This window comes from Streptomyces lasiicapitis, from assembly GCF_014646335.1.
Taxonomy (GTDB): domain Bacteria; phylum Actinomycetota; class Actinomycetes; order Streptomycetales; family Streptomycetaceae; genus Streptomyces; species Streptomyces lasiicapitis.
This window is the reverse complement of the sequence record NZ_BMNG01000024.1, coordinates 78,305-102,063: the sequence shown is the minus strand read 5'-3', so window position 1 is coordinate 102,063 and position 23,759 is coordinate 78,305. Positions and strand designations below refer to the sequence as shown.

Annotated in this window: 23 protein-coding genes; 9 read left to right on the top strand and 14 right to left on the bottom strand. The window is 72.4% G+C overall.

The window, feature by feature from the left end; all coding sequences use genetic code 11:
* The 4 genes from IEY91_RS38530 to IEY91_RS38515 form a co-directional block, all read right to left on the bottom strand.
* Positions 1 to 208, bottom strand: a 208-nt coding sequence (locus IEY91_RS38530; RefSeq protein WP_306309953.1) for a biotin/lipoyl-containing protein, incomplete at its 3' end; no start/stop codon positions are given.
* A gap of 60 nt (positions 209 to 268) precedes the next feature.
* A complete protein-coding gene (gene lpdA, locus IEY91_RS38525) occupies positions 269 to 1,657 on the bottom strand; it encodes a dihydrolipoyl dehydrogenase (protein WP_164325719.1) in 1,389 nt (462 codons plus the stop codon).
* A gap of 339 nt (positions 1,658 to 1,996) precedes the next feature.
* Positions 1,997 to 3,574 carry a leucyl aminopeptidase gene (locus IEY91_RS38520; protein WP_189177453.1) on the bottom strand — a complete coding sequence of 526 codons (1,578 nt, stop codon included), beginning with the start codon at positions 3,572 to 3,574 and terminating at the stop codon, positions 1,997 to 1,999.
* 102 nt (positions 3,575 to 3,676) lie between these two features.
* On the bottom strand, positions 3,677 to 4,471 hold the full coding sequence (locus tag IEY91_RS38515; protein WP_189177452.1) for an adenosylcobinamide-GDP ribazoletransferase: 795 nt from the start codon (positions 4,469 to 4,471) through the stop codon (positions 3,677 to 3,679).
* A 67-nt stretch (positions 4,472 to 4,538) separates the two neighbouring features.
* On the opposite strand from IEY91_RS38515, the gene IEY91_RS38510 reads away from it, so the two are divergent.
* Positions 4,539 to 5,321, top strand: coding sequence for a G protein-coupled receptor family protein (locus IEY91_RS38510; RefSeq protein ID WP_164325722.1), 783 nt, complete (start codon positions 4,539 to 4,541; stop codon positions 5,319 to 5,321).
* Here the strand turns inward: IEY91_RS38510 and IEY91_RS38505 are convergent.
* From IEY91_RS38505 to cobT, 3 genes are all read right to left on the bottom strand, one after another.
* A complete protein-coding gene (locus IEY91_RS38505) occupies positions 5,243 to 5,959 on the bottom strand; it encodes a hypothetical protein (protein ID WP_164325723.1) in 717 nt (238 codons plus the stop codon). The genes IEY91_RS38510 and IEY91_RS38505 overlap by 79 nt on opposite strands.
* Positions 5,956 to 7,722 (bottom strand): phosphatidylglycerol lysyltransferase domain-containing protein, encoded by a 1,767-nt coding sequence (locus tag IEY91_RS38500; RefSeq protein WP_189177451.1) that lies wholly within the window; start codon positions 7,720 to 7,722, stop codon positions 5,956 to 5,958. Before IEY91_RS38500 ends, IEY91_RS38505 begins: the two co-directional genes overlap by 4 nt.
* A gap of 76 nt (positions 7,723 to 7,798) precedes the next feature.
* Complete coding sequence (gene cobT, locus IEY91_RS38495; RefSeq protein ID WP_189177450.1) at positions 7,799 to 8,842, bottom strand: nicotinate-nucleotide--dimethylbenzimidazole phosphoribosyltransferase; 1,044 nt, start codon at positions 8,840 to 8,842, stop codon at positions 7,799 to 7,801.
* A gap of 229 nt (positions 8,843 to 9,071) precedes the next feature.
* On the opposite strand from cobT, the gene IEY91_RS38490 reads away from it, so the two are divergent.
* Positions 9,072 to 10,157, top strand: coding sequence for a class I SAM-dependent methyltransferase (locus IEY91_RS38490; RefSeq protein WP_189177449.1), 1,086 nt, complete (start codon positions 9,072 to 9,074; stop codon positions 10,155 to 10,157).
* A 23-nt stretch (positions 10,158 to 10,180) separates the two neighbouring features.
* On the opposite strand, the gene IEY91_RS38485 is transcribed toward IEY91_RS38490, so the two are convergent.
* The gene (locus IEY91_RS38485) at positions 10,181 to 11,380 is read right to left on the bottom strand and encodes a bifunctional adenosylcobinamide kinase/adenosylcobinamide-phosphate guanylyltransferase (RefSeq protein WP_189177448.1); all 1,200 of its coding nucleotides are present in this window, start codon (positions 11,378 to 11,380) and stop codon (positions 10,181 to 10,183) included.
* Between the two features lie 113 nt (positions 11,381 to 11,493).
* On the opposite strand from IEY91_RS38485, the gene IEY91_RS38480 reads away from it, so the two are divergent.
* Complete coding sequence (locus IEY91_RS38480) at positions 11,494 to 11,706, top strand: hypothetical protein (RefSeq protein ID WP_164325728.1); 213 nt, start codon at positions 11,494 to 11,496, stop codon at positions 11,704 to 11,706.
* 450 nt (positions 11,707 to 12,156) lie between these two features.
* On the opposite strand, the gene IEY91_RS38475 is transcribed toward IEY91_RS38480, so the two are convergent.
* The 3 genes from IEY91_RS38475 to IEY91_RS38465 form a co-directional block, all read right to left on the bottom strand.
* Complete coding sequence (locus IEY91_RS38475; RefSeq protein WP_189177447.1) at positions 12,157 to 13,221, bottom strand: S1C family serine protease; 1,065 nt, start codon at positions 13,219 to 13,221, stop codon at positions 12,157 to 12,159.
* Positions 13,222 to 13,308: 87 nt separating this feature from the next.
* The gene (locus IEY91_RS38470; RefSeq protein WP_164328605.1) at positions 13,309 to 14,010 is read right to left on the bottom strand and encodes a class I SAM-dependent methyltransferase; all 702 of its coding nucleotides are present in this window, start codon (positions 14,008 to 14,010) and stop codon (positions 13,309 to 13,311) included.
* Positions 14,011 to 14,081: 71 nt separating this feature from the next.
* On the bottom strand, positions 14,082 to 14,684 hold the full coding sequence (locus tag IEY91_RS38465; protein ID WP_229697523.1) for a DUF3043 domain-containing protein: 603 nt from the start codon (positions 14,682 to 14,684) through the stop codon (positions 14,082 to 14,084).
* Positions 14,685 to 14,960: 276 nt separating this feature from the next.
* Between IEY91_RS38465 and IEY91_RS38460 the strand changes: the two genes are divergently transcribed.
* The 4 genes from IEY91_RS38460 to IEY91_RS38445 all read left to right on the top strand — a co-directional run bounded on the left by IEY91_RS38460 (position 14,961) and on the right by IEY91_RS38445 (position 18,172).
* Positions 14,961 to 15,758, top strand: a complete 798-nt coding sequence (locus tag IEY91_RS38460) for a PspA/IM30 family protein (protein ID WP_164325730.1) — start codon at positions 14,961 to 14,963, stop codon at positions 15,756 to 15,758.
* A gap of 77 nt (positions 15,759 to 15,835) precedes the next feature.
* The gene (gene pspAA, locus IEY91_RS38455) at positions 15,836 to 16,114 is read left to right on the top strand and encodes a PspA-associated protein PspAA (protein WP_164328607.1); all 279 of its coding nucleotides are present in this window, start codon (positions 15,836 to 15,838) and stop codon (positions 16,112 to 16,114) included.
* 124 nt (positions 16,115 to 16,238) lie between these two features.
* The gene (locus tag IEY91_RS38450) at positions 16,239 to 17,495 is read left to right on the top strand and encodes a sensor histidine kinase (protein WP_229697521.1); all 1,257 of its coding nucleotides are present in this window, start codon (positions 16,239 to 16,241) and stop codon (positions 17,493 to 17,495) included.
* Entirely contained in the window at positions 17,492 to 18,172 is a 681-nt protein-coding gene (locus IEY91_RS38445) for a response regulator (protein WP_164325731.1), read from the top strand. The genes IEY91_RS38450 and IEY91_RS38445 overlap by 4 nt, the downstream gene beginning before the upstream one ends.
* Here the strand turns inward: IEY91_RS38445 and IEY91_RS38440 are convergent.
* Positions 18,136 to 19,398, bottom strand: coding sequence for a multidrug effflux MFS transporter (locus IEY91_RS38440; protein ID WP_229697520.1), 1,263 nt, complete (start codon positions 19,396 to 19,398; stop codon positions 18,136 to 18,138). The two genes, IEY91_RS38445 and IEY91_RS38440, sit on opposite strands and share 37 nt — an antisense overlap.
* Before the next feature lie 79 nt (positions 19,399 to 19,477).
* On the opposite strand from IEY91_RS38440, the gene IEY91_RS38435 reads away from it, so the two are divergent.
* Positions 19,478 to 20,014, top strand: a complete 537-nt coding sequence (locus tag IEY91_RS38435) for a MarR family winged helix-turn-helix transcriptional regulator (protein ID WP_189177445.1) — start codon at positions 19,478 to 19,480, stop codon at positions 20,012 to 20,014.
* A gap of 113 nt (positions 20,015 to 20,127) precedes the next feature.
* Here IEY91_RS38435 and nadA read toward each other — a convergent pair whose 3' ends face one another.
* Positions 20,128 to 21,324, bottom strand: a complete 1,197-nt coding sequence (gene nadA, locus IEY91_RS38430; protein ID WP_164325733.1) for a quinolinate synthase NadA — start codon at positions 21,322 to 21,324, stop codon at positions 20,128 to 20,130.
* A gap of 253 nt (positions 21,325 to 21,577) precedes the next feature.
* Here nadA and IEY91_RS38425 point away from each other — a divergent pair, with 253 nt between their 5' ends.
* Positions 21,578 to 21,934, top strand: coding sequence for a HesB/IscA family protein (locus IEY91_RS38425; protein ID WP_164325734.1), 357 nt, complete (start codon positions 21,578 to 21,580; stop codon positions 21,932 to 21,934).
* A gap of 134 nt (positions 21,935 to 22,068) precedes the next feature.
* Here IEY91_RS38425 and IEY91_RS38420 read toward each other — a convergent pair whose 3' ends face one another.
* Positions 22,069 to 23,673: a hypothetical protein gene (locus tag IEY91_RS38420; RefSeq protein WP_189177444.1), complete on the bottom strand. Its 1,605-nt coding sequence runs from the start codon at positions 23,671 to 23,673 to the stop codon at positions 22,069 to 22,071.
* Positions 23,674 to 23,759 lie beyond the last annotated feature (86 nt).

Here is a 23,759-nt window from a genome sequence, read left to right as displayed (position 1 = left end):
CGACCTCGACGGTCTCGTCCTCGGCGACCTTGATGGAGGCCAGGATGCCGGAGGCGGGGGAGGGGATCTCGGTGTCGACCTTGTCGGTCGACACCTCGAGCAGCGGCTCGTCGGCCTCGACGCGCTCGCCCTCGGCCTTCAGCCAACGGGTGACAGTGCCCTCGGTGACGCTCTCGCCGAGCGCCGGAAGGGATACGGAAACCGCCATGGTTTCGGTTGCTCCTTACGAATTACGAAGTCTGTGGTCGTCGCGTCCGTGGACTGAAGGTCAGTCGTGGGAGTGCAGCGGCTTGCCGGCGAGGGCGAGATGGGCCTCGCCGAGCGCCTCGTTCTGCGTCGGGTGGGCGTGGATGAGCTGGGCGACCTCGGCCGGCAGCGCTTCCCAGTTGTAGATCAGCTGGGCCTCGCCCACCTGCTCACCCATGCGGTCGCCGACCATGTGGACGCCGACCACGGCACCGTCCTTTACCTGGACGAGCTTGATCTCGCCCGCGGTCTTCAGGATCTTGCTCTTGCCGTTGCCCGCGAGGTTGTACTTGAGGGCGACGACCTTGTCCGCGCCGTAGATCTCCTTGGCCTTGGCCTCGGTGATGCCCACGGAGGCGACCTCGGGGTGGCAGTACGTCACCCGGGGCACGCCGTCGTAGTCGATCGGCACGGTCTTCAGACCGGCGAGACGCTCCGCCACCAGGATGCCCTCGGCGAAGCCGACGTGCGCGAGCTGGAGCGTCGGGACCAGGTCGCCGACGGCCGAGATCGTGGGCACGTTCGTCTGCATGTACTCGTCGACCAGGACATAGCCGCGGTCCATCGCGACGCCCTGCTCCTCGTACCCGAGGCCCTGCGAGACGGGGCCGCGGCCGATGGCGACGAGCAGCACCTCGGCGTCGAAGGTCTTGCCGTCGGCGAGGGTCACGCGCACACCGTTCTCGGTGTACTCGGCCTTGTCGAAGAAGGTGCCGAGGTTGAACTTGATGCCGCGCTTGCGGAAGGCGCGCTCAAGGAGCTTGGAGCTGTTCTCGTCCTCGACGGGCACGAGGTGCTTGAGGCCCTCGACGACCGTCACGTCGGTCCCGAAGGACTTCCAGGCGGAGGCGAACTCGACGCCGATGACGCCGCCGCCGAGGATGATCGCCGACTCCGGCACGCGGTCCAGGACCAGCGCGTGGTCGGAGGAGATGATCCGGTTGCCGTCGATCTCCAGGCCCGGGAGCGACTTCGGCACGGAGCCGGTCGCGAGGAGGATGTGGCGGCCCTGGACGCGCTGGCCGTTCACGTCCACGGAGGTCGGGGACGACAGGCGGCCCTCGCCCTCGATGTAGGTGACCTTGCGGGATGCGACCAGGCCCTGCAGGCCCTTGTACAGGCCGGCGATCACGTCGTCCTTGTACTTGTGGACGCCCTTGATGTCGATGCCCTCGAAGGTGGCCTTGACGCCGAACTGGTCGGCCTCGCGCGCCTGGTCGGCGATCTCGCCGGCGTGCAGCAGGGCCTTCGTGGGGATGCAGCCGTTGTGCAGGCAGGTGCCGCCGAGCTTGTTCTTCTCGATCAGTGCGACGTCCAGACCCAGCTGCGAGGCGCGCAGGGCCGCGGCGTACCCGCCGCTACCACCGCCGAGGATCACTAGGTCGAAAACGGTGCTGGCGTCGTTCGCCACGTCACGTCCTCCATGCATGTGCGCCGTGCGCCGGACCCCTCTTACCGGGGACGACCGGTCGGTCGGCTGGTATTCGGCCGCTCTTCTTCGGCCCTTTGGTGGGGGCCCTGTCCTGCCGAGAACCCATCTTCGCACTTGTCGGCGACAGGCGGGACGCCGGGCCGGGCGATGAGAGGGCCGATAGCCCGTCGACAGGGTCAGGACCACGTGTGGACATGCGGATTTCATTCACAGCGAAATCCGCACGTCCTTGCGTACGCGCACCGCGCTGCCGCCCGCGTACACCCATGGGTACGGCCCCGGAGCCGAGGCTTCCGGGGCCGTACCCGGCGTACGGAATCAGCCGAGGTCGCCCGCGGCCGTGCGCTCCGCGAGGCGTACCAGGGTGCGGACCGCGGAACCGGTGCCGCCCTTGGGGGTGTAGCCGAAGGGGGCGGCCTCGTTGTAGGCGGGGCCCGCGATGTCCAGGTGGGCCCAGGTGATGCCCTCGCCCACGAACTCCTTCAGGAACAGGCCCGCGACCAGGCCGCCGCCCATCCGCTCGCCCATGTTGGCGATGTCGGCGGTGGGGGAGTCCATGCCCTTGCGCAGGTGCTCCGGCATCGGCATCGGCCAGGACGGCTCGCCGACCTCCTCCGCGATCTCGTGGATCGAGGTGCGGAAGGCGTCGTCGTTGGCCAGGATGCCGAAGGTGCGGCCGCCCAGGGCCATCATCATGGCGCCGGTCAGCGTGGCCACGTCGACGATCGCGTCGGGCTTGTCCTCGGAGGCCTTCGCGAGGGCGTCGGCGAGCACCAGACGGCCTTCGGCGTCGGTGTTCAGGACCTCCACCGTCTTGCCGCTGTACATCCGCAGGACGTCGCCGGGGCGGGTGGCGGAGCCGGACGGCATGTTCTCGGCGAGCGCCAGCCAGCCGGTGACATTGACCTCCAGGCCGAGCCGGGCGGCGGAGATCACGGCCGCGAACACGGCGGCGGCGCCGCTCATGTCGCACTTCATGGTCTCGTTGTGACCGGCCGGCTTCAGCGAGATGCCGCCCGAGTCGTACGTGATGCCCTTGCCGATGTACGCGAGGTGCTTCTTGGCCTTGGTCGACGTGTACGACAGCTTGACCAGGCGCGGCGGGGCGTCGGAGCCCACGCCGACGCCGAGGATGCCGCCGAAGCCGCCCTTGGCGAGCGCCTTCTCGTCCAGGACCTGGATCTTGACGCCGTGTTCCTTGGCGGCGGCGGTCGCCACCGCCGCGAAGGCCTCGGGGTCGAGGTCGTTCGGCGGGGTGTTGATCAGGTCACGGGCGCGGTTGAGCTCTTCGGAGACGGCGATCGCGCGCTCGACGGCGGCCTTGTAGGCCTTGTCGCGCGGCTTGCCGCCGAGCAGGGCGACATCGGCGAGCGGCGCCTTGGCGGCCTTCTCGTCCTTGCCCTTGCCCTTGGCGGTCTTCGCGGCCTTGGCGTTGCCGTCGGTGGTGGCGGTCTCGCCGTTGCCCTTGTAGGCGTCGAAGGAGTACGCCCCGAGGAGCGCGCCCTCCGCGATCGCGCCCGCGTGTCCGGCGTCCTCGACGGGCAGCGCGAAGCCGGCCTTCTTGGTGCCCGTGAGGGCCCGGGCTGCGGCACCGGCGGCGCGGCGCAGCACCTCGGGGTCGTACGTCGCGTCCTTCTCGGGGACCGCGCCGAGGCCGACTGCCAGGACGACGGGCGCCTTGAAACCGGACGGGGCGGGCAGCTTCGTCACCTCGCCCTCGCCGCCCGAGGCGCCGAGGGTCTCCAGGACGGAAGCGAGCTTTCCGTCGTACGCCTTGTCCACGGACTCGGCGCCGGGGGCCACGACCGGGCCCTTGGCGCCTTTCGCGACACCGACGACGATCGCGTCGGCGCGCAGGCCGGACGCCGCGGCGGTGCTGAGAGTCAGAGCAGTCACGGTGCTGAAGTCCCTCTTTCTTTGGAGGTTTTCTTGAGTTCTTGCGGGCTTTTGGGTGGTAAGCCCGTCGCGAGCCTACGCCCGTAAGTGTTGCGGTGCGCCTCACTGTGCGTGGTGGCCGAGGGCGAGCACAAGGAGGACGGTGGTGGCGGTGGTCTCGGCGAGGCCGCCGAAGACATCGCCGGTGATGCCGCCGAAGCGGCGCACGCAGTGGCGCAGCAGGAGCCCGGCGGCGGCGCAGCCGAGCAGGACGGCGGCGGTGTGGTGGACCACGCGGGGCGCTCCGCCGGGCAGGCCCGCCGCTGCCGCCGCGACGGTGACGGCGACGAGGGCGGCGACCGCGCCCCGGGTCGGCACCGTGCCCGCGACGGCGGCGCCCAGGCCCTCCGGGCGGGCCGGGGGTACGCCCGTGCGGGCGGCGAGGGTGAGGGCGAGGCGGGCCGTGGTGGCGGCGATCAGGGCGGCCGTCGCGCCGTGCGCCCAGCTCTCGTCGTACAGCTCGGAGAGGGCCGCGACCTGCGCGAACAGCACGAGCACGAGGGTGATCACGCCGAACGGGCCGATGTCGGACTGCTTCATGACGCGCAGCGCGCCCTCGGCGGGCTTGCCGCTGCCGAGGCCGTCGGCGATGTCGGCGAGGCCGTCCAGGTGGAGGCCGCGGGTGCCCGCGGCCGGCACGGCGACCGTGGCCACGGCGGCGAGCAGCGGGCTCGCGCCGAGGGCGAGGAGCGCCGCGCCCGTCGCGGCGGCGGCCAGGCCCACGGCGAGGCCCACGAGCGGGGCGCACAGCATGCCCGCGCGGGCGGCCTCCCGGTCCCACCGCCGGACCCGCACCGGGACCACGGTCAGCGTCCCGAAGGCGAACCGGAGGCCGTCGGCGGGGGTGGGTCTGGGCATCCGGTGAGGTTACCTCCGTGCACCGCGTCCACCTGCGAAAGCCCGGGACGAAACGGAAGATGGGCCCATGAGCGACTGGTGGTACCGGAACATCGTGGAGCCGGGGAAGCTGCCCCTGCTCCTCGCCCTCGTCGCCTTCGTGGGCTCCTTCCTGGTCACCAGGACCATCACGCGCCTCATCCGCGCCGGAAAGGGCCCGTTCCGCAACATCTCGACGGGCGACGTCCACATCCACCACGTGGTGCCGGGCATCTTCCTGATGCTGGTCGGCGGCTTCTGGGCGGTCGCCGCGGGCCGGCACAGCTTCGGGTCGATGTGCGCGGCCGTCATCTTCGGCCTGGGCGCCGGCCTGGTCCTGGACGAGTTCGCGCTGATCCTGCACCTGGACGACGTGTACTGGAGCGAGCAGGGCCGCAAGAGCGTGGAGGTCGTGGTCCTCACGACGGCCCTGGTCGTGCTCATCCTCACCGGCTTCAGCCCGTTCGGCGTGAACGAGCTCTCCCCGGACGAGCGCCACGACCGCGTCGCGTTCGCCCTCAACATCACCCTGAACTGCGGCTTCGCCGTGATCGCGCTGGCCAAGGGGAAGCTGCGCGTGGCCCTGATCGGGATGGTGGTGCCGTTCGTCGCGCTCGTCGGGGCGGTCCGTCTTGCCCGGCCCGGATCGGCGTGGGCGCGGAGGTTCTACCGCAACCGCCCGCGCGCGCGGGCCCGTGCCGGACTGCGCGCGTTCCGCCACGACCGGCGCTGGGCGGGCCCCCGGCGCACGTTTCAGGACCTGATCGGCGGCAAACCGGACCCGGCGGTGCCCGAGCGTCCGGAACCGGAACGTCCGCCGCGCCCCCGGTGACGTACCGAGGACAGCAGGCACAGCACGAGAACCGCCCCGATGGCCGCCAGGTGCTCCTTGCCCGCGAGGTTGTTCTTGAAAAGCACCTCCACGACCATCAGTACGACCACCAGCGCCGCCGTGAAGTACGCCCGGTAGCGCCAGCACACGAACACCGCGAGCCCGACGACCGCCGCCGACGGGCCGGTGTCGGCGACCTGCGCGTCGGACGCGGGAAGCCCGAACCAGTTGTCGTAGCCCAACTCGATGCCCACGCGCGCGTACAGCGTGCCCGCGAGCGTCGCCACGTACCCGATGACGAGCGTGCGCCACCAGCCCAGACAGATCTCCGCGATGCCGAAGACCAGCAGGATCTGCGCGAGCGCGCCCCACACCGGCAGGTCGAGCGCGGGCACGAAGAGCGAGAGCGGCGTGCGCAGCAGGGCGAGCCACAGCGGGTCCTCCGCGCGTACGCAGCCGATGTTCTGGACGAACTGGTAGCCCCAGGACTGGTTCTGCACGAACTGGAACGCCGCCGTCAGGCAGACGGCCGCCAGCGTCATCGGGGCCGCGCGCCATCGCCGGGCGACGAGCCCGCCGCGCACGGCGGAGTACAGCGGCCCCCACTCGGCACGGGCCAGCCGGGACAGGGTGCTCATCGTCGGGACTCCAGATGTGTGCGGTGCAGCCATTTCGGCAGGCCCGGCGCCTCAAGGAAGCCTTCGGCGCGGGCGGCGGCGACGCCGATGCGCAGCAGGTCCCCGCTCTTCTCGAAGAGAAGGAAGCGGGGTTCCCAGATGGGCCGGTACTTGGCGTTGGCGCGGTACAGCGACTCGATCTGCCACCACCGGGAGAAGAAGCTGAGCAGCGAGCGCCACAGCCTGAGCACCGGGCCCGCGCCGAGCCGTGAGCCACGCTCGAAGACCGACCTGAACATCGCGAAGTTCAGTGACACCTGGGTGATCTGGATCTCTGCGGCGCGCTGGAGCAGCTCGATGACCATGAACTCCATCAGGCCGTTCTCGGAGTCGCGGTCGCGCCGCATCAGGTCGAGCGAGAGGCCCTGCGGCCCCCACGGCACGAAGGACAGCACCGCCCGCAGCTCACCTTCGCCGTCCCGGCACTCCAGCATCACGCACTCCCCGTCGGCGGGGTCGCCGAGCCGGCCGAGCGCCATGGAGAAGCCGCGCTCGGTGGCGCCGTCGCGCCAGTCGTCGGCACGCTCCAGGAGGTAGGCCATCTCGTCGGCGGGGATGTCGTGGTGGCGGCGGATGCGGACCTCGTAACCGGCGCGCTTCACGCGGTTGTAGGCCTGCCGGACGGTGCGCATGGCCCGCCCTTCCATCGTGAACTCGGCGATTTCCACGATCGCTTCGTCACCGAGCTCCAGGGCGTCCAGGCCGTGCCGGGCGTAGATGGTGCCCGCCTCCTCGCTCGCGCCCATCACGGCCGGGGTCCAGCCGTGCTCGCGGGCCTCGGCGAGCCAGGGCTCGATGGCGCCGGGCCAGGCTTCCGGGTCACCGATGGGATCGCCGGAGGCCAGCGAGACGCCGCTGACGACGCGGTACGCGACGGCCGCCTTGCCCGTCGGCGACCACACCACGCTCTTCTCGCGGCGCAGCGCGAAGTACCCGAGCGAGTCGCGCTCGCCGTGCCGGTCGAGCAGCGCGCGCAGGCGGGCCTCGTCGTCCTCCGACAGCGGGTCGACGGCCCTGCGGGAGCGGAACGCGGCGTACAGGACGGCGCAGAGGAGCACCGTGCTCAGCACGTTGATGGTGACGTTGACCCAGCCCGGCGTGGAGATCCCGGCGAACCGGGTGTCGTCGGCGGCCAGCGACACGAGCCGCATCGTGCCGTAGCGCCAGCGGTCGAGGAACGTCGAGCGGTAGTCGTCGTGGGCGTGGTTGGTGACGGTCACCAGGAACGCGGCGAGCAGGGACGTCGCGAGCAGCCCGCCGACCGCCACGGCCGCCGCCAGCTTGGGGTTCGAGCGGTCGCCCTTCGCGTAGAACTCGCGGCGGCCCACCAGGAGCGCGGCCACGAAGAGCGCGGTGAGGCCGAGCGAGACCCAGTTCTGCGCGTACTGCCTGATCTCCGCGAAGCACATCGCGAAGGCGAAGAGCAGCAGGAAGAGGCCGCTGAGCACGGAGTTGAGGATCCAGGCGGCCCGTTTCCGGCGCCGCATGGTGATCGCCAGGAACATCGTGAAGACGCCGGAGGCGAAGCCCGCGGTGAGCAGGTACGGGGTGAAGAAGTTCTCCGTGTTGTGGCGCCGCAGGTCCTGGCCGAGGGACACCCACACGGCACTGAGGAAGTTCACGAACGTGACGGCGCGCAGATACCAGACGGCCACGGCCGCCCCCCGCCGCGAGGCCACCGTGGACGCCCGAACCTGCTCTTCCCCTACCCGTGCATCTCCCATGAAACGGGATCTTATGGGGCGGTCTGGTGTGATATTGGCCTAGCGACGCTGGCGCACGCGTGCGGCGCCCCAAGCGCTACTCGGCAGGCAGTTCGGCGGACAGCGCGGCAGCCGCCCGTACCAGCGGCACCGCCAGCAGGGCGCCCGCGCCCTCCCCGACCTTCACCCCATGGGTGATCAGCGGCTCCAGAGCCATCCGGTCAAGGGCCTTCGCCTGCGCCGGCTCCCCGCTGTCGTGCCCCGCGAGCCACCAGTCCGGCGCCCGGAACGCGACCCGCTGGGCCACCAGCGCCGCGGCCGCCGACACGACCCCGTCGAGGATCACCGGCGTGCGCCGCACCGCGCACTGCAGCAGGAACCCGGTCATGGCGGCCAGATCGGCCCCGCCGACCGCCGCGAGCAACTGCGTCTGGTCGCCGAGCACCGGCCGCGCCCGCCGCAGCGAATCCCGCACGGCCGCGCACTTGCGCATCCACGCCAGGTCGTCGATCGGCGCCCCGCCCCGCCCGGTGACGACGGAGGCGTCCGTCCCGCACAGCGCCGCGATCAGCGTCGCCGCCGGTGTCGTACCGCCGACACTGACGTCGCCGAGCACGATCAGGTCCGTGCCGGAGTCGGCCTCCTCGTCGGCGAGCGCGATGCCCGCCTGGATCGCGCGCTCGGCCTCCTCCTGAGACATCGCGTCCTCGATGTCGATGCGCCCGGAGCCACGCCGTACCCGGTGCCCGGCGACCTCGGCGGGCAACTCGTCCGCGTCGCAGTCCAGCGCCATGTCGACGACCCGCACGGGCACGTCGAGCCGCCGCGCGAGCACGGCCGCGGGGCTCGCGCCGCTCAGCACGGAACGTACGAGAGCGGCCGCGCCGCCCGCCGTCCGCGCGGAGACACCGAGCTCCGCCACCCCGTGATCGCCCGCGAACAGCACGGCCTTGGGCCGCTCGATCGGCTTGACCGGGACGGTGGCCTGCGCCGCCGAGAGCCATTCGGCGAGATCGTCGAGGCGGCCGAGGGACCCGGGCGGCACGGCCTGGCGCTCCCTGCGCTCTTCGGCGTCACGGCGCACCCCGCCGTCGGGCCGCTCGATCAGGTCGGTGAAGTCGTCGAGAATCAGCGAGCTCATTCGGCGAACAGTACCGGCGGGGCCCGACGTTCGTGCGAACGGCCCCGCGCGCTCCGGCCATGCGCCGCGGGCGCGCCGCGACGTCATTGAATCGACGCGGGGCATCCCTTACGGTCCATAAAGTCTGTTTTTACCGAATTGCCGGTATCGCTTTTACGTACCGCCCCGTCCGATCGCCGATCGCCGACCGCAGGCATCCAGGAGTACGTCAAGCATCCAGGAGTACGTCATGGACCTCGCCCGGCCCGCTCCCGGCACCGGCGCCCTCCACGAGCCGCGCCGCGACGACTGCCCCTGGTGCGGCTCGCCCCGCCTGCGGGTGCGGCTGCGCACCGCCGACCTGATCCAGCGCAAGCCCGGCAGCTTCACCCTTGAGCGGTGCGCGGACTGCGCCCACACCTTCCAGAACCCCCGGCTCAGCGCCGAGGGCCTGGACTTCTACCGCCAGGGCTCGGGACGCCAGGACCTCGGCCACCGGGACTTCTGGCGGCAGGACCTGTGCCGCGGGCTCGGCGGCGGCGCGACCGCGCTGCTCACCCGCGCCGGGGCGGGCCGCGCCCGGAGCCTCGCGGGCGTGCGCGCCCTGAGCCGGTTCGACGAGCCCGAGAGCTGGCTCGACGTGGGCACCGGCCGCGCCCGCTTCCCGGCGGCCGCCAAGGACGTCCTGCCGTACACCGCCTTCGACGGCCTCGACAGCGACCCCGCGCTCGCGGAAGGCGCCCGGCGCGGCCGCATCGAGGAGGCCCACCGCGGCCGCCTCACCGACCTCGCCGGGAACCTCGCGGGCCGCTACGACGCGCTCAGCATGATCCACTACCTGCAGCGCCGACCCGACCCGCGCGCGGAACTGCGGGCCGCCGCGACCGCGCTGCGCCCCGGCGGGCACCTCCTGATCGAGGCCCCGGACCCGGAGAGCCGCTCGGCCCGCCTGCTCGGCAAGTGGTGGGCGTCCTACCGCCAGCCGCGCCACGCGCACTTCGTGCCGCTCGTCAACCTCTGCCGCGAGCTGGACGAGCTCGGCTTCACCGTCGTCGACGTCGACCGCCGCGCCCCGCACGTGCCGTCCGACCTGGGCGCGGCCTGCGCGCTGCTCCTCAACCGGCTGCTCCCCGAGGCGGACGCGCCTTGGCGGGCCGAGCCGCCGAGCCGGTCGCGGCTCACGCTGCGCCGGACGGCCTGGTGGGCGGCCTGGTGGGCGGCCACCCCGCTCCTCGCCCTCGCGTACGCCGCCGACGTGCTGCTCGCGCCCCTGCTCACCCGCACCGGCTTCGCCAACGCGTACCGCGTGATCGCCCGCAGGGAGCGGGACGCCTGAACTCCCGCTGCCCCCGGGGGATTTCAGCCCCGCAGCGTCAGGGCCTGCCCCGCCACCACGAGCAGCACGTGCTCGCACTCGGAGGCGAACGCGGCGTTGAGGCGGCCGAGTTCGTCGCGGTAGCGGCGGCCCGACGCGGTAGCGGGCACGATGCCCGAGCCGACCTCGTTGGAGACAGCGACGACACCGCGCCGGGTGGCGCGCACCGCGTCCGTCAGCTCCGTGACCCGCTTGCGCAGCGACCGCTCCCCGCCGCCCGCCCACTCGGCGTCGTCCCACGCATTCACGTCGTCCATCACATGCGTCAGCCACAGCGACAGACAGTCCACGAGCAGCGGCGGTCCGGGCTCCGTGAGCAGCGGTACGAGGTCGCAGGTCTCCGTGGTCCGCCAGGAACCGGGACGCCGCTCGCGGTGCACGCGCACCCGCTCCGTCCACTCGGAGTCGCCGCCCCGGCTCCCGCCCGTGGCCACGTACAGCACATCGGGGAAGGCCTCCAGACGCCGCTCCGCCTCCACCGACTTGCCGGAGCGGGCGCCGCCCAGGACGAGGGTGCGGCGCGGCAGGTCCGGTACGTCCTCGTACGCGCCGACGGTCAGCGTCGTGCCGTCGGGGACCGCCCGCGCGCCGGCCGCCGCGAGCCGCCGCGTCAGCTCGGGCCCGGCGGGCACCTCGTGGCCGATGTGGACGGCGAGGACGTCGGTCGTCGGGGTCACGCCGCCGGCCGCCCGCAGCCGGGCCAGGCCGTCGGGGCGCCCGAGGACGTCGGCGACGACCATCTCGTACGGGGCCTGCTCCTCGGGGAAGCCGGCGGGCGCGGCACCCGGGGGCAGGTACAGCAGGCGGTCGCCGTCGGGCCCGGTCACCTCGTAGCCGGTGCCGGGCGCGTCCGTCGCGATCGCGCGCACCCGGTGGCCGGTCAGGAGCGCCAGCTCACGGCCGTCGGGCACGCGTCCGGGCTGCGGTAGCCCGGCGGGCACCTCCACGGCGGGGCCGTCGTGCGGGTGCGAGAGCAGTACTTGGCGCACCCCGCCGAGGGAGTGCCCGGCGCGGGCGGCGGCGAAGGCGGCGCCGGGCGTGAGGTCGAGCAGCAGCACGCCGTCGACCAGGAGCGCGGTCGCGGCGCGCGCGGCGTCCCCGAGCGCGGTCGCGCACACGGCGCAGGGGCAGCCGGGGCGCGGCAGTCCTTCGGGGGCTCCGGTGCCGAGCAGAGTCAGTTCCACAGGAAGATCCTCCCGCGTCGCCCCCGGTGCCGCGCGCCCGGCTAGGCTTCAAGCGGCTCCGGTCGCCGCTCCGTGCGGCTGCCGGGACACCCACTGGACCTCGGGAGGCTGACATGGCGGCATGGACGTGGCGGTTCGAGAAGGCGGACGGGACGGAGGTCCAGCCTGCCGTGCAGCCCGAGGAGTTCACCACCCAGGGAGACGCGGAATCCTGGATCGGCGAACACTGGAAGGACCTCCTCGAGGGCGGCGCGGACCAGGTGTCCCTCTTCGAGGACACCACGGAGATCTACGGACAGATGAGCCTGCACGCCCAGGACGCGTAAGCCTGGCGGGGGCGCCTTGGGCGGGGCCCGGGGTGCCGTGACCTGCGGGTCCCGGCGGCGGCGGGCGCAAGCCGCACCCGCCCTCGCCCCCGCCGGCCGCGTGCGGCCCGTGCCTGGGCTGTAGCCCCCGCGACCGCGCGTGGCTGTGTGCGGGCCGTGCCTGGGCCGTCGCCCCCGCCGGCCGCGTGTGGCTGCGTGTCGGGCGTCCCCTTTCCGCCCCGTATGCCCCGTGCCGTCAGGCGTGCTGTCCGCCGTGCACGGCGGTGGGTGGCCCGTTCCGCCGGTCGTGCCTGTGCCCGGTGGGTGTGCAGTGCACGCGGCCCGATCCGCCGTGCCTGTGCCCGCCGCACCTGCGCCCGGCCGGGCCCCCGCGCCCGACAGCCCCTGTGCGGCACAGGCCGACCACCCTGTGCCGCACGGAGGGCCGCCAACCCGCTTGAGGCCCTCGGCCTACATCTCGCCGAGCGTGACCTCGGCCGTCTCCTCGTCGCCGTCGCGTACGTACGTCACCCGCTCCTTGTCGCCCGGCTTGTCCGCCGCGAGGGCCTCGGAGAGGGAGGTGAGGGTGGTGATCGGGGTGTCGCCGAGCACGGTGAGGATGTCGCCGGGGCGCAGGCCCGCCTTGTCCGCGGCGCCGCCGTCGCGTACGTCGACGATCGCCACGCCCGCGGGGCGGTAGTCGTCGCCGAGCACGGTGCGGGCGGTGATGCCGAGGGCGGCGCGGCCCGAGTCGGTGACCCGGCCGCTCTTCACGATCTGGTCGGCCACCGTCTTCACCATGGACGCGGGGATCGCGAAGCCGATGCCGGGCGCGGCGCCGTCGCCCATGTCGGGGTCGGTCGCGGCGAGCGTCGGGATGCCGATGACCCGGCCGTCGAGGTCGACGAGGGCGCCACCGCTGTTGCCCGGGTTGATCGCGGCGGACGTCTGCACCATGTTCGCGATCGTCGCGCCGGTCCCGCCGCCGTCGCGGCCCTCGCTGACGGTGCGTCCGGTCGCCGAGACGATGCCCTGGGTGACGCTCGACGACAGGCCGAGCGGCGACCCCATCGCGAGCACGATCTGGCCGACCTCGACCTTCGAGGAGTCCCCGAAGTCGGCTGCTTTCAGGCCCTTCGGCACGGTGTCCAGCTTGATGACGGCGAGGTCCTGTTCGGGGTACGCCGACACGAGCTTCGCGGTGAGCGGCTGCTCACCGGTGGCCGTGGTCACCCGGAACGACTTCTCGTTCCCCACGACATGGGCGTTGGTGACGATGTGGCCCTCGTCGTCGTACGTCACACCGGAGCCGAGACTGTCGCCCGCCTCGATCTGTACGACGGACGGCAGCACGTCCTTGATGACCTTCTGGTAGTCGTCCTGAAGGTCGCTCGCCGCGGCGGGCGCGGCCTGCGTGGTCGAACGCCCCGCCCTTTCACCGTCGTCCCCGTTGCCGCCGCCGGAACATCCCGCGACCAGCGCGACCAGGGCCGCGGCGGCCGACGTCACCATCACTCGCGTACGCAGCACTCTCATACGCCGAGTCTCATGCGCCGACGCCACGCCAGTCCTGCGCAGAGCGCCCAAACGGTGGGCGGGGCCCTTCGGGCGGCGGCGGGACGCTCAGTCCCGCCCTCCGCACAGGTGCAGCATGCTCGCCACCCGCCGGTACGGCTCGACCCGCCCGGCCCGCGCCTCGGCGGCAAGCAGCGCGTCGAGCTCGGGCCCCGCCTCCGGGATCTCGGTGGCCTCGGAGAAGACGCGCACGCCGTACCAGGCGACCAGCGGCGCCGCGATCCCCGCCAGCGCCTGGCCCACCGCGTCGAGCCGATGCGCACGCACCTCGGCGCCGGACTCGTCGCGGTACGTGTCCGCGCCGAAGGCGGCGAGCGCCCCGCCCCAGTCCGCGCGCAGCCCGGGCCGCATGGCCAGGGCGTCGGCGTTGCGTACGACCAGGGAAAGCAGCCCGCCGGGCGCCAGCATCCGGCCGAGGCCGGCGAGCAGCGCGTCGGGCTCCTCGACGTGCATGAGACCGCCGTGGCACAGCACGACATCGAAGCTGCCGGGCCGGAAGTGCACCCCGGTGTCCCGACCGTCGCCCTCGACGACCCGCATCCGTGACCGGATGCCCTCGGGCTCGGCGGCCACGGCCGCCCGCACCGCGGCGAGGTGGTCCGGGTCCCGCTCGACGCCCGTGACCTCGTGCCCGCCACGGGCCAGGCGCAGCGCCTGCGTCCCGCGGCCCATGCCGACGTCGAGCACGCGCAGCCGCCGTCCCACCGGGAACCGCGCCGCGATCCGCTCGTCGAGCTGCCGTCCGACCAGTTCGAGCCGGACGGCTGCACGGGCACCGGGGCCCGTGATCAGGTCCTCAGGGCTCGCGCCCTGGTCCTGGCTCAGGGCCGCGCTCCGCGCTTGCCCTTGGGCTTGGGCAGCCGCAGGCGGCGCATCTGGAGGCTGCGCATGAGGGCGTACGCGACGGCGCCCTTCCTGTTCTCGTCGGGGAAGCGCTCGGCGAGCTTCTTCTTCAGCCGGAAGACGTTGGCCACGGAGTCGAGCACGATCAGGACGATCACGACGAGCCACAGCAGCAGCGCGATGTTCTGCAGCTGCGGGATGCGGACCATGCTCAGGACGAGGATGACCACGGCCATGGGCAGGAAGAACTCGGCGACGTTGAACCGCGAGTCGATGAACTCACGGGCGAACTTGCGCACCGGACCCTTGTCCCGCGCGGGCAGGAACCGCTCGTCACCGCTGGCCAGCGCCTCGCGCTGCTTGGCCATCTGGGTGCGTCGCTCCTCGCGCGAACGCTTGGCGGCCTCCTTGCGCGTCGTCGGCGCGTTCATCACGCTGCGGCGCTGGGACTGTGCCAAGGCGCGCTTGGGGGTGGGGCGGCCCTTGGGGGCCTGCGGGTCACGGGTCTGCGCGGACGAATCGTCGGTCACCGGGGCCTTGGCTGCCGGGGCCTTCTCGTCCTTGGATCGGCTACGGAACACAAAATCCAAGGGTACGTGGTGCGGGGCATGGACCCCAGCCACATGGGGAACGATCCCGCAACACCGAGCGTCTTGATTATGTGGCTAAAGGGGCCTTGCGGGCAGTTTCCCAGGGGTGCACCTACTCCTTGCGCCGGAGAGTCGGGCAGAGCAGTCGTCCTTGGGGATGAGCGCATCCGCCCGCGAACAGTGCGGTAATGGATACAGACCCCGTACCGTGGGTTCTGTTGCAGTAGCTGGAGCTGGAAGTCCGTCAGAAGGGGGCGCGCGAAGCCCATGAGCGGTGTCATGAAGCGTATGGGGATGATCTTCCGCGCGAAGGCGAACAAGGCCCTTGACCGGGCCGAGGACCCGCGCGAAACCCTCGATTACTCGTACCAGAAGCAGCTGGAACTGCTGCAGAAGGTGCGCCGCGGCGTCGCCGACGTGGCGACCTCCCGCAAGCGTCTCGAGCTGCAGCTCAACCAGCTCCAGAAGCAGTCCTCCACCCTGGAGGACCAGGGCCGCAAGGCCCTCGCCCTCGGCCGCGAGGACCTGGCCCGTGAGGCCCTGTCCCGCCGCGCCGCCCTCCAGCAGCAGGTCAGCGACCTGGAGGTGCAGCACCAGACGCTCCAGGGCGAGGAGGAGAAGCTCACCCTCGCGGCCCAGCGCCTCCAGGCCAAGGTGGACGCCTTCCGTACGAAGAAGGAGACCATCAAGGCGACGTACACCGCCGCCGAGGCCCAGACCCGCATCGGCGAGGCCTTCTCCGGCATCTCCGAGGAGATGGGCGACGTCGGCATGGCCATCCAGCGCGCCGAGGACAAGACCGCGACGCTCCAGGCGCGGGCCGGCGCGATCGACGAGCTGCTCGCCTCCGGCGCCCTCGACGACTCCTCCGGTCTCGCCAAGGACGACATCCAGTCCGAGCTGGACCGCCTCTCCGGTGGTACAGATGTAGAGCTGGAGCTGCAGCGCATGAAGGCCGAGCTGGCCGGCGGTTCCAGCGCGTCGCAGCAGGCCATCGAGGGCGGCAAGGGCGGTCAGACCCAGCAGGGACAGCCGCAGGACACCCCCCGCTTCGACAAGCAGTAGATCGCGTGTTCTCCAGGCAGTAGGCAGCAGCATTCAGTAGCGCTGTGACCGAACCGCTCACGTCCGAGGAGGGCGTCATGATCGTACGGATCATGGGGGAGGGGCAGGTGAAGCTGGCGGACAGCCACTTCGCCGAACTGAACAAGTTGGACGACGAGCTTCTGGAGGAGATGGAGAGCGGGGACCAGGAAGGCTTCCGCCGGACCCTGCACGCTCTCCTCGACAAGGTGCGGGAGCTCGGCGACGCGTTGCCCGACGACGCGCTCGAACCCTCAGAGCTGATCCTCCCCGCACCCGACGCGACCCTCGACGAGGTGCGCGCCATGCTCTCCGACGACGGCCTCATCCCCGGCTAGCCCGTCAGGACGCCGTCGGGTCACCCGGGTCCGGCGGCAGGCACGTCAAGCCCGCGCGTCAACCCCGCTCCAGGGAACCCCCTTTCCGTTCCCCCTGCCGGAACGGCGCCGTACCGTTTAGCACGTGACCAACTTTGAACGGTGCCGCGGCTGGGCCAGAACGCACCCGTTGGCCGTCGACGCGATCCTCGCGGCCGTCGCCCTCGTCTGCATGGTCATCGGCTCCTTCGCGGAGCCCTATGGGGAGCGCGGTTCCACCTGGAACGTGCACTCCCCGGGCGGCCTGAGCCTCACCCTCATGGCCCTCGCGGCCCTCGCCCTCGTCTTCCGCCGCCGCGCCCCGTGGATCGTGCTCGCGGCCACCTCCGGCCTCTCCATCGTGGAGCTGGTGACGAGCGGCCCGCGCGCCCCGGTCGTGATGGGCGCCGTCATCGCCCTCTATACGGTCGCCGCCAGCACCAACCGCCCCACCACCTGGCGCGTCGGCCTGGTCACCATGACCGGCCTGACCGGCGTCGCGATGCTGGCCGGACCCCTGCCCTGGTACGCGCAGGAGAACCTCGGCATCTTCGCCTGGTCCGGCATGGCCGCCGCCGCGGGCGACGCAGTCCGCAGCCGCCGCGCCTTCGTCGACGCCATGAGGGAGCGGGCCGAGCGCGCGGAGCGCACCCGCGAGGAGGAGGCGCGGCGCCGCGTCGCGGAGGAGCGGCTGCGCATCGCCCGCGATCTGCACGACGTCGTCGCCCACCACATCGCCCTGGTCAACGTGCAGGCCGGAGTCGCCGCGCACGTCATGGACAAGCGGCCCGACCAGGCCAAGGAGGCCCTCGCCCACGTCCGCGACGCCAGCCGCTCCGCGCTCGGCGAGCTCCGCGCCACCGTCGGCCTGCTGCGCCAGACCGGCGACCCCGAGGCCCCCACCGAGCCCGCGCCCGGCCTCGGCCGCCTCGACGACCTCGTCGACACCTTCCGGCACGCGGGCCTGCCCGTCGACGTGGCCCGAGGAGACGCCGACCTGTCACTCCCGGCCGCCGTCGACCTGGCCGCGTACCGGATCATCCAGGAGGCCCTCACCAACGTGCAGAAGCACGCGGGGGAGCACGCCAAGGCGGAGGTCAGCGTCGTACGCGTGGGGCCGAACCTGGAGGTCACCGTCCTGGACGACGGAGCGGGGACGGACGCCCAGGCCCCCGACGACCCCGACCGCGGCGGCGGGCACGGACTCCTCGGCATGCGCGAGCGCGTCAGCGCCCTCGGCGGCCGGTGCAGCGCGGGGCCCCGCTACGGAGGCGGCTTCCGCGTCCATGCGATCCTGCCGGTCACGACCGCGAAACAGGCCGACCGGGGGCACTCCCCGGTCAAGGGAGGGACGACCGCGTGACGATCCGGGTGCTGCTCGCCGACGACCAGGCGCTGCTGCGCAGTGCGTTCAAGGTCCTCGTCGACTCCGAACCCGACATGGAGGTCGTCGGCGAGGCGTCCGACGGGGCGCAGGCGGTGCGGCTCGCCAAGACCGAGTCCGCCGACGTCGTCCTGATGGACATCCGCATGCCCGGCACCGACGGTCTCGCCGCCACCCGGATGATCAGCGACGACCCGGCGATGTCCCACGTACGCGTGGTCATGCTGACCACCTTCGAGGTCGACGAGTACGTCGTGCAGTCGCTGCGGGCGGGCGCCTCGGGCTTCCTCGGCAAGGGCGCCGAGCCGGACGAGCTGCTCGGGGCCATCCGGATCGCGGCCGCGGGCGAGGCGCTGCTCTCACCCGCGGCGACGAAGGGGCTCATCGCCAAGTTCCTCGCGCAGGGCGACGGTTCCGACAGCGACGTGCCCGCCCGCAGCGAGCGCCTGGACGCGCTCACCGGCCGCGAGCGCGAGGTCCTCGTGCAGGTCGCGGGCGGCCTCTCGAACGACGAGATCGCCGAACGCCTGGAGGTCAGCCCGCTCACGGTGAAGACCCATGTGAACCGTGCGATGGCCAAGCTCGGCGCCCGCGACCGGGCCCAACTCGTCGTCATCGCCTACGAGTCGGGCCTGGTGCGGCCGCGGGGCGAGTAGCCCCGGGCTCCGGTCCTCCGGTCGCCTCGGACTTCCGCTTCCGCCCGCACCGGCGTCACGTCCGACGCTCCCCGCGTAAGCCGCAGCGAAGCCACCGCGAGCCCGCCGCACACCGTCATCCCCACGAACAGCGGCACCGCCGTGTCCTCGCCGCCGAGGCCGACCAGTGGTGCGACCACCGCGCCGAGTGCGCTCTGGGCCGTGCCGAGGAGCGCGGAGCCGGTGCCGGAGGCGGCCGGCACCCGGGCGATGGCCAGCGCCGCCGCGTTCGCGACCACGAGGCCGAGGCCGCCGCACACCAGCGCCATCAGCGTCAGGCAGACGACCACGCCGAGGAACCCGGCCACGCTCACGGCGAGCAGCGCCGACGTACCGGCGAACATGGTCAGCAGGCCGCCGCGCAGCAGCACTTCGGGGGCGATCCGCCCCACGAGCCGGGCCCCCGCCGCACTGGACAGCGTCGCGACCACGGCCCCGCCGGAGAACGCCACCGACGAGACGCCGACGCTCAGCCCGAGGACGTTCTGGAGCAGGAACGGCGACCCGGCGATGTAGCAGAAGAGCATCCCGAAGCCGAAGGTGAAGGCCAGGGTGTACCCGACGTACGCCCGGTCGCCCGCGACCTCCCGCACCGAGGCCATGAGCCGCCCCGCGCCGCCCGCCCGCCGCCGCTCCTTCGGCAGGCTCTCCGGCACCGCCACGAGGACGCCGACGGCCACCACCAGCGAGACCCCGGCGAGCACCCAGAAGACCCCGCGCCACCCGGCGGCCCCGATCACGGCCCCGCCCGCGAGCGGCGCGAGGATCGGGGCTGTCCCGGCGAGCGTCATCAGGATCCCGAACATGCGGGCCGCCGCGGCCCCTTGGACGACGTCGGTCACCACGGCCCGGCTGATCACCACGCCCGCGGCCCCGCTGAACCCGGTCACGAACCGCAGCGCGACCAGCCACCCCAGGGACGGCGCCACGGCGCACATGGCCGTGCCCGCCGCGCACACGAAGGCGCCCACGAGCAGCGGCCCCCGCCGCCCGTACCGGTCGGAGAGCGCTCCGAACACCAGATGCCCGACCGTCATGCCGACCAGGAACGCGGTGAGCGTGAGCTGCACCCCGGACGCGTCCGTGCCGAACTCCTCGGCCATGCGCGGGAACGCGGGCAGATACATGTCGGTCGACAGCGGACCGATGAAGGACAGCAGCGCGAGCGCCGCGGTGAGCAAGGGCATGGCGAAAGAACCCTTCGAGGAGGAGTGGGAGCAGGAGTGGAGATAGTTATATAACTATAGCTATAGGTATCATGGGAGGGTGAGCGACGAGAAGCAGCAGGGGAAGCCGGGGCGTGCGGCGGCGGGCGCGCGGGGCGGGAGCGGGTGCCGTGAGGGCGACAAGGGCCTCTTCGGGCAGGCCAGGGAGCTGACCCCGGCGCTCTACACGCTCTCGCGGGTGCTGCGCTTCCAGGGGATGGACGAGGCGGGACTGTGGCGGCTTCCGCCCTCCGAGCTGGAGTTGATGCGCTACGTCCACGCCGAGCCGGGCGTCACGGTCGGGGTGCTCGCCCGCGAGTTGGGCATGCAGGTCAGCAATGTGAGCGCGACCGTGCGCGGCCTGGTCAACGGCGGTCTGCTGGAGCGCGAGAAGGACCCGGACGACGGCCGGGTCTCGCGGTTGAGGCCGACCCTCAAGGCGGAGCAGGGCATGGCCCTGATCGAGAACGCCTGGGCGGAGATCTTCGCCGACGCGCTGGCGGAACTGAGCGAGGCGCAGCGCGAAGCGCTGCTGGCGTCCGTTCCGGCGCTGGAGGCGCTGGGCGCGGCGCTGAAGGAGCGCCGCAAGGCACCGTAGGCGAGCGCTGGCCGACGCGGCCGCAAGCCCACGTTGGCCCCGTAGGCACCGTAGAACGCCGTAAGGGGCGTCCGCAATGGCGGACGCCCCTTACCGGGTGGGTGGGGAGAGGGTTACGGCAGCGCCAGCATCCGCTCCAGGGCCAGCTTCGCGAACTGCTCGGTCTCGCGGTCGACCTCGATGCGGTTGACGAGCTTGCCGTCGGCCAGCGACTCCAGGGCCCAGACCAGGTGCGGCAGGTCGATGCGGTTCATGGTCGAGCAGAAGCAGACCGTCTTGTCGAGGAAGACGATCTCCTTGTCCTCGGCGGCGAACCGGTTCGCAAGGCGGCGGACCAGGTTCAGCTCGGTGCCTATCGCCCACTTCGAGCCGGCCGGGGCCGCCTCCAGGGTCCGGATGATGTGCTCGGTCGAACCGACGTGGTCGGCCGCGGCCACCACCTCGTTCTTGCACTCCGGGTGCACGAGGACGTTCACGCCGGGGATGCGGGCCCGCACGTCCTCGACCGACTCCAGCGAGAAGCGACCGTGCACCGAGCAGTGCCCGCGCCAGAGGATCATCTTCGCGTTCCGCAGCTGCTCGGCGGTCAGGCCGCCGTTCGGCTTGTGCGGGTTGTAGACGACGCAGTCCTCCAGGGACATGCCCATGTCGCGCACGGCGGTGTTCCGGCCGAGGTGCTGGTCGGGCAGGAAAAGGACCTGCTCGCCCTGCTCGAAGGCCCACTCCAGGGCGCGCTTCGCGTTCGACGACGTACAGATCGTGCCGCCGTGCTTGCCCGTGAACGCCTTGATGTCGGCGGAGGAGTTCATGTACGAGACGGGCACGACCCGCTCGGCGATCCCGGCCTCGGTCAGCGCGTCCCAGCACTCGGCGACCTGCTCGGCCGTCGCCATGTCGGCCATCGAGCAGCCCGCGGCCAGGTCGGGGAGCACGACCTTCTGGTCGTCGCCGGTCAGGATGTCCGCGGACTCGGCCATGAAGTGCACGCCGCAGAAGACGATGTACTCCGCCTCCGGCCGTGCGGCCGCGTCCTTGGCCAGCTTGAAGGAGTCACCGGTGACGTCGGCGAACTGGATGACCTCGTCGCGCTGGTAGTGGTGGCCGAGCACGAAGACCTTGTCGCCGAGCCGCTCCTTGGCGGCGCGGGCGCGCTCCACCAGGCCGGGGTCCGAGGGCGAGGGCAGGTCGCCGGGGCACTCCACGCCGCGCTCGCTCCTGGGGTCGGCCTCGCGGCCGAGCAGCAGCAGGGCGAGCGGGGTCGGCTGTACGTCGAGCTCGGTGCGGTCCACGGCGGTCTGGGCGGTGGTCACGACACACACCCTTTCTTCTGTGACGAACGCGGCCGGGGGCCGCGTTCGAGTGGGCCGGGGTCCGGCACCACGAATCCTTTTCGTCGAATTGACGCTATCTATCATAACTGCTTCACGTCAGTTTGACGATGGCCATAGTGTCGATGTGACGCATCCCCCGTGCGGGCCTGTGTGCGAGCATGGGAATGAACACGCGTCCCCGCCGGTTGCAACCGTCGGCAAGCAGTCTCCGTACAACCCGGGAGAGAAGCAGATGTCCGTATCGGACGAGACCACCACCGTGAGCGACGGCATCCTCCTGTCCGACGCCGCCGCGGGCAAGGTCAAGGCCCTCCTTGACCAGGAAGGCCGGGACGACCTGGCGCTGCGCGTGGCCGTTCAGCCGGGCGGCTGCTCGGGCCTGCGGTACCAGCTCTTCTTCGACGAGCGCTCGCTTGACGGCGACGTGGTCAAGGAGTTCGGCGGTGTGAAGGTCGTCACCGACCGCATGAGCGCGCCGTACCTGGGCGGTGCCTCCATCGACTTCGTCGACACCATCGAGAAGCAGGGCTTCACGATCGACAACCCGAACGCCTCGGGCTCGTGCGCCTGCGGCGACTCCTTCAGCTAAGGCGAACCCTTCAGCAGAGCGGTCCACGCCCTGAGCCGAGTGGTACGTACGAAGGCGGCGGCACCCCTTGTGGGCGCCGCCGCCTTCGTCGTGCCCGGGGGCCCCTGCGCCCCTGGCACTTCCGCCGCCGGCTGCTAGGTGCGGGGCGCGGGACTCGCCTTGTGCCCGCCGTCGTCGCGCGGCACCGCCGTGCCGTCCCCGGTCACGACCTTCCGGTCGCCGAGCGGCTTGTCCAACTTCACCGACAGCTCGTAGAACTGGGCCATCGCGACGCACACGGTGCCCTTCTTCGCGGTCTCGGTGACCTTCACGGTGACCTGCCCGCCGCTTTCGTCCGCCGACAGCGCGAACGTGCTGCACACCCCGCTTGTGAAGTACGCGGTCAGCGTCCGGCCCGCCGTGCCGTAACCGTCGACCTTCACTTCCTTGGTCCGGGTGTCCGGATCGCCGGGCCTGGAGGTCGGGCCCTGCGAGGGGGCGACGGTCCCGGGCGCGCTCGGCGCCCGCAGATACTTCGGGTCCACCGCCGGGTGCGTCACCGTGTAGGCCTCCGGCGCGCCCTGCGGCTTCACCTGGAACAGCCAGGACGGCACGAGCGCGGTGCGGCCGTCCACGAACTGTGCCGCGAGGCCGAATTCGGCGTCCTCGACCGCGATCGGCTGCGGCTTCGGCGGCGTGGACGCGGGCTCGCACGGGGCGCTCTTGCCGTCGCCCGCGCCCCCGCCGCCCGGCGCGCCGCCGCCCGTGCCCCGGCCCTCTTGCTTGTCGTCCGTGTGCGGCACCGGGCTCGCGCAGCCGGCGATGCCCCCGCGCCCGTCGCCCCTGCCCGACTTGTTCAGCAGATCGAGCGCCTTCTCCGCGCCGACGACGGGGTACGTCGCGCCCTTGTCCGGCTCGGTCAAGTGGCCGCTGCCGCCCACCACTTGGCCGTCGGCACCCACCTGGACCCCGGTCGACCAGCCGTACGTCGGCAGGCCGCCCACCTCGGGGTCGGCGTTCACCACCCGTACGGAACCCATGAGTTGGCGTGCGTCGAGCTTCGCGTCGTCAAGGCCCGCGGCCTTCAGGACGGGGGCGGCCGCCTTCTTCGCGGCGGCCTCGCTCACGGCGCCGCCGGAGTCGTCGGGGGAGGGGCGGTCGGCCGCGCCGGAGCCGGACGAGCCGTCCGGTCCCGGGGCCGGACAGCGCTTGCCCTTCAGGCAGTTGTCGCTGCCGGGGGCCGCGTGCCGGGTGTAGGTCCAGGTGCCGGGCGCCTCCTGGCTGACCTTGAGCGAGGGGCCCGCGCCGTCGTTCGCCGGCCCGACCCGCCAGGCGCCGTCCTGTGCGACCGGGGTGCCGGTCAGGCCGAGAGCCTTCGCGAGGCGGCTCACCCGGTCCCGGCCGACCTCGTCGCGCACGTGGTGCACGGCCGCCGAGCCGGGTCCGTCGGGCAACTCGCCCACGGCCTTGTACGTCGCGCCGCTCGGGTCGGGCTCGCCCGGCGCGATGCCTTCGGTGCTGCCGTCGGGGCCCTGGCTCGAGCGGCCGTCGCGGTCGCCCGCGTACCCGTCGAGGGTGAGCGGAGGCGGATCGCCGCCGTCACCCGCCGACGCCTTGCGGCCCCCTTCGTCGGACGACGCCGACAGATACGCCACGCCGCCGCCCACGAGCAGCACCGAGGCCGCGACCGAGGCGACCATCAGCGCCGACCGCCGCCGGTGTCCGTCCCGCTGTCCGTCCTGCGTCTGCTCGCCGCTCACCGCATCGCTCCTTAGAACGCCCAGCCGTCCCGGAAACCCCACCCATGAGGTTTCGGCGTACACCCCGTCCCCTCTGTAGGGGACAG

Excerpts from the sequence above, each read along its gene's own strand:
- IEY91_RS38515 (WP_189177452.1), bottom strand. The coding sequence starts at position 4,471 with ATGCCCAGACCCACCCCCGCCGACGGCCTCCGGTTCGCCTTCGGGACG.
- IEY91_RS38510 (WP_164325722.1), top strand. The coding sequence starts at position 4,539 with ATGAGCGACTGGTGGTACCGGAACATCGTGGAGCCGGGGAAGCTGCCC.
- IEY91_RS38505 (WP_164325723.1), bottom strand. The coding sequence starts at position 5,959 with ATGAGCACCCTGTCCCGGCTGGCCCGTGCCGAGTGGGGGCCGCTGTAC.
- IEY91_RS38500 (WP_189177451.1), bottom strand. The coding sequence starts at position 7,722 with ATGGGAGATGCACGGGTAGGGGAAGAGCAGGTTCGGGCGTCCACGGTG.
- cobT (WP_189177450.1), bottom strand. The coding sequence starts at position 8,842 with ATGAGCTCGCTGATTCTCGACGACTTCACCGACCTGATCGAGCGGCCC.
- IEY91_RS38490 (WP_189177449.1), top strand. The coding sequence starts at position 9,072 with ATGGACCTCGCCCGGCCCGCTCCCGGCACCGGCGCCCTCCACGAGCCG.
- IEY91_RS38480 (WP_164325728.1), top strand. The coding sequence starts at position 11,494 with ATGGCGGCATGGACGTGGCGGTTCGAGAAGGCGGACGGGACGGAGGTC.
- IEY91_RS38475 (WP_189177447.1), bottom strand. The coding sequence starts at position 13,221 with ATGAGAGTGCTGCGTACGCGAGTGATGGTGACGTCGGCCGCCGCGGCC.
- IEY91_RS38460 (WP_164325730.1), top strand. The coding sequence starts at position 14,961 with ATGAGCGGTGTCATGAAGCGTATGGGGATGATCTTCCGCGCGAAGGCG.
- pspAA (WP_164328607.1), top strand. The coding sequence starts at position 15,836 with ATGATCGTACGGATCATGGGGGAGGGGCAGGTGAAGCTGGCGGACAGC.
- IEY91_RS38440 (WP_229697520.1), bottom strand. The coding sequence starts at position 19,398 with ATGCCCTTGCTCACCGCGGCGCTCGCGCTGCTGTCCTTCATCGGTCCG.
- IEY91_RS38425 (WP_164325734.1), top strand. The coding sequence starts at position 21,578 with ATGTCCGTATCGGACGAGACCACCACCGTGAGCGACGGCATCCTCCTG.